General features: G+C 62.4%; 6 protein-coding genes and 1 pseudogene. All 7 read right to left on the bottom strand.

The window, feature by feature from the left end; translation table 11 throughout:
• Positions 1 to 77: 77 nt before the first annotated feature.
• Positions 78 to 494, bottom strand: a pseudogene (locus AC0L3K_RS40300) (IS3 family transposase); the annotation flags it as partial.
• Between the two features lie 218 nt (positions 495 to 712).
• The gene (locus tag AC0L3K_RS40295) at positions 713 to 856 is read right to left on the bottom strand and encodes a hypothetical protein (RefSeq protein WP_342761092.1); all 144 of its coding nucleotides are present in this window, start codon (positions 854 to 856) and stop codon (positions 713 to 715) included.
• The gene (tnpC, locus tag AC0L3K_RS40290) at positions 856 to 2,469 is read right to left on the bottom strand and encodes an IS66 family transposase (protein WP_219685683.1); all 1,614 of its coding nucleotides are present in this window, start codon (positions 2,467 to 2,469) and stop codon (positions 856 to 858) included. Before tnpC ends, AC0L3K_RS40295 begins: the two co-directional genes overlap by 1 nt.
• Before the next feature lie 72 nt (positions 2,470 to 2,541).
• Positions 2,542 to 2,889 carry an IS66 family insertion sequence element accessory protein TnpB gene (gene tnpB / locus AC0L3K_RS40285; protein ID WP_473368178.1) on the bottom strand — a complete coding sequence of 116 codons (348 nt, stop codon included), beginning with the start codon at positions 2,887 to 2,889 and terminating at the stop codon, positions 2,542 to 2,544.
• A complete protein-coding gene (gene tnpA / locus AC0L3K_RS40280; protein ID WP_007591026.1) occupies positions 2,886 to 3,275 on the bottom strand; it encodes an IS66-like element accessory protein TnpA in 390 nt (129 codons plus the stop codon). The genes tnpB and tnpA overlap by 4 nt, the downstream gene beginning before the upstream one ends.
• 27 nt (positions 3,276 to 3,302) lie before the next feature.
• A complete protein-coding gene (locus tag AC0L3K_RS40275; RefSeq protein WP_473368177.1) occupies positions 3,303 to 3,512 on the bottom strand; it encodes a hypothetical protein in 210 nt (69 codons plus the stop codon).
• A 33-nt stretch (positions 3,513 to 3,545) separates the two neighbouring features.
• Positions 3,546 to 4,099: transposase (locus tag AC0L3K_RS40270; protein ID WP_473368176.1), on the bottom strand; the 554-nt coding region annotated here is incomplete at its 5' end.

Genomic DNA, 4,099 nt, shown 5'->3' with positions numbered 1-4,099 from the left:
AACGCCGGCGGAGGCGCTTGACGATTGGCTATCATGAGTGAACAAGATCGCTGTTGCGACGATCGTTTGAATCCGCCCTGCACGCCGCGATCGGAGTGATGGATCAACCCAGCCTGGGGCCGTTGCTGCTGGATCGCCATTTTCAGGGCCGCGGATGCGAGTTCGACCTGCATATGATCCCGCATGGCCCAGCCGACGATCTTCCGGCTGAAGAGATCCATGACGGCAGCAAGGTACAGCCACCCCTCCGCGGTCGGGATGTAGGTGATATCAGCGAGCCAGACCCGGTTTGGCGCATCCGCCGTGAAGTCGCGCGCGATCAGGTTCGGTGCGATCGGCAGGTCGTGGCGGCTGTCCGTGGTACGCACCCGGCGCGGCGGCGCCATGATGGCGCGGATACCGTGTCGTTGCATCATTCGCTCGACCCGGCCGCGGCTGGTATCGCGTCCCTGCGCCTGCAGGGCGGCATGGACGCGGGGGCTACCGTAGCGGCCGCTGCTGTCCCGATGGACCTGCCGGATCACAGTAACCCTACGCGGTAGGCCGCAGCGCGCTGATCTTTCCAGTTAACCGTTAGAGCTCGTCGGACTCCTCGGTTTTCGGCTTCATCGTCGCAGCGAGCACTTGGCGGCGTTTTTCGATGATGCTAGGGTCCTCTTTGTGGATTGCGATCAGCTCTTTGAGGTTCTCGATCCCTCATCGGTGAACGCCATCACCCCATCTTCACCGACGCCCACGACCCATCCTCGGGGTCCATTTCTTCGGCGACCTCGAACAGCCATTCCTCGTCTTCTCCAAGCATCTCGGCGACATGGCCGAGGGTAAACACGTGGCTGACTTTGTTGACGGGCCCCATCAAGCCGCCTGCGCCGCGAGGCCTTGCTGTTGCGCAATCTTCCAGTTCCAGGGCAGCAGCTCATCGAGCCTGTGGGCGGGGTGGATGGCGATGCGAGCGAGTACATCGGCAAGCCAGACCTGAGGATCGACGTCGTTCATCTTCGCAGAGACGATGAGGCTATACATGGCGGCGGCACGACGCCCTCCGCGGTCAGACCCGCAGAATAACCAAGACTTTCTGCCCAATGCGATGCCGCGCAGCGCTCTTTCGGCGGCGTTGTTCGAGAGACAGACGCGGCCATCGTCGAGGAAGCGTGTGAAGGAGCCCCAGCGCTTGAACATGTAGTTCATGGCCTTGGCCAGATCGTGACCGCGGGAGAGCTTGGCGCACTGCTCACGCATATAGGCTTCCAGATCGGCAACCAACGGAGCGCTCTGCGCCTGGCGGACCGCCTCTCGGTGGTCGGCGCCTTGGCCATTGATCGTGCGCTCGATTGCGAAGAGGGCGTCGATGCGACGCACGATCTCGATCGCAATCGGCGAGAGGGCGATCTCCTTCTTGCCAGCAGCCTTACGTCGCGCGTTTTCCTCAAGATCCGCCATGGCGAAGAACGGGCGCCGGGCATGCACCCAACAGGCCGCCTCCCTGATAGGCCCAGGACTTCGCGGGGGCTCGTAGAGTTTGGTGTATCCGCCGAAGGCGTCGGCCTGCAGGATACCGCTATAGTTGGCCAGATGCGCCTGCGGATGCTCGCCCCTTCGATCGCGCGAGTAATAGAACATTGCCGCCGGCGGATCTGAGCCGCCGAAGGGGCGGTCGTCCTTTACATAGACCCAGCATCGAGCGACATCGCACTTGCCCAAGGCCAGCACGGGCACGGTGGTGTCGTCGCCGTGGAGGCGTTCGGATGCCATGACGTGGGCTTCCAACAGACGCAACAGCGGCTCCAATACCGTGCAGCACGCTCCGACGGCGTCGGCTGCGGTCGACAGACTGATCGGCACGCCTTCCAACGCGTAACGCTCGGTTTGCCGGTTCAGAGGCTGATGCTGGCCGAACTTCTCATAGAGCAGCATGGCCAGCAGGCTCGGCCCCGCCCACCCTCGCGGGATCACATGGAATGGCGCCGGTGCCTGGCTGATCTTCTCGCAGTCGCGGCAAGAGAACTTCTCGCGCACCGTCTCGATTACCTTCCACTGACGCGGCACCGATTCCAGCGTTCGGGTCACATCTTCGCCGAGCTTGCGCAAGCGATTGCCGCCGCAGCATTCGCACGCCGTCGGCGGATCGATCACCACCCGCTCGCGCGGAAGGTGGTCTGGGAACGTGTTGCGCTCAGCGCGCTTGCGCGTAAATCCGTCAACCGTAGTCGTTTTGGCGACTGCCTGCTCCGCCGCCAATTCGTCTTCCGTCGCGTTAGCTTCCAATTCTTCGAAGGTAAGCGCCAGCTGGTCGATCAACCGCGCCGAGCGCTCCGATTTCTGGCCGTAAACCTGGCGCTCGAGCTTCGCTATCCGCAAGGTCTGCTGCACAATCAGCGCGGCGTCCTCCGACGCCTTTGCCCGCGCTACCGCCAGCTCCGCTTTCAGCGCGGCGTTTTCTTCGGCAAGAGCGGCGCGATCAGCATCCATGAGACGAAGTGAATCATAGTTTTAGTGATTTGCGGCACCCCAAAATACGCGGGTTTCCACATTTTTCTTCGCTCATCTCGCCCTTGTCGGCCGCCACGTCAGTTGTGGATTGCGCCAATCGATCCCTTCGAGCATGTACGCCATCTGCGCCGCCGAGATCGACACCGCGTCACCTGACGCCGAAGGCCAGATGAACTTTCCGCGATCCAAGCGTTTCGCATAGAGCGACAGCCCGATCCCGTCATGCCAGAGGATCTTTGCCAAATCGCCACGCCGGCCTCGGAAGATATAGAGATCTCCGGCGTGGGGATCCCGCTTCAGGCTCTCCTGAACCTGCAAAGCCAGACCCTGCATGCCGCGACGCATGTCGGTGTGGCCGGTTGCGATCCAGACTCTGACGCCACCCGGTATCGGGATCATCGCCGGCTCAGAACATCAAGGACCCGCCCCAACGCGTCAGCATCGACGTTCTCGTCAACGCTGACACGCTTGCCGCCACCGAGTTCGATCTCGATCAGGCCCCGGCGCCTCCGGGGCGAAATCACCGCTGGGGCTTCAATCGATGGAACGCTTTCGGTCGCACCCGGGGTGAGCTGAACAGGGACAAGCTTCGGTCCCGCCGAAACGACACTCGCCAGGCGCGCCCGCCGCCGCCACGTGAACACCAAACTCGTCGAAATGCCGTGCCGCCGCGCGATCTCCGTCACAACCGCGCCGGGCGCCAGCGTCTCTTCGATGATCCGCATCTTATCGTCGCGAGACCAGCGACGACGACGCTCAACCCCGCCCAGGACCTCTACCCGCATCTACCGACCTTAAGGCTAGCCTTAAAGCTAGATCCTCGTCGGATACCTGCAACTCAACAAGGCGGCCCACCCCGGAGGAATACGGATCACAGCCAGGAGCGCGGCATTGGATTTTGCTCGCTCGCTCACCGGACGCTCGCGCCAGGCATAATAACCGGCCGGTGAGACCTCAAGCACGGCGCACATCAAGCGTACCGGATAGGTCTTGCGGTGATCCTCGATGAAGCGAAAGCTCATGTCCGGGTTCCGGCGAAGATCGCGATCGACTTCCTAAGAAACAGCCGGATATGCGTCTCCCGGAATGGCTTGCAAGACGAAGCCCAGCGATTTGGCTCGCCGCTGAAGGTTGGCGAGTACACGGCTGCGATATTGCTTCTCATAGTGGTCCGCGCCCGGATCCTTGTAGCTCATCCCGTGCCGAAGGGTGTTGTAAAATAGGACCGCGATCTTGCGAGCGGTCGCCGTCACGGCCTTCGCCTTGCCCGCACGTGAGGACAGCCGACGATAGAATGCCCCGAGCGCCGTATCGCTTCGCCCAACCGTAGTGGCGGCTGCCAGCCGCAACAGCGCGGCTGCTCGACTGGAGGACCTCCGTGTGCGCGAGGACAGTACCTTACCACCAGAGACCTTGTTGCCAGGTGCGAGGCAGAGCCAGGAGGTGAAGTGCTTAGCGCTTGGCCATGCCTTCAGGTCCGTCCCGCACTCGCCGATGAGCTTCAATGCGAGTGACGGACCCAACCCATGGATCTCAGTCAAATCAACGCCGACCACGCCGTACAGCGCGGCTCTGACATCGAAGGTGGGCGCGTTGACCTGCTTGGTCT

The sequence above is a fragment of the Bradyrhizobium sp. MI1.10 genome (assembly GCF_055811035.1).
This window is presented reverse-complemented; position numbering and strand designations above follow the sequence as displayed.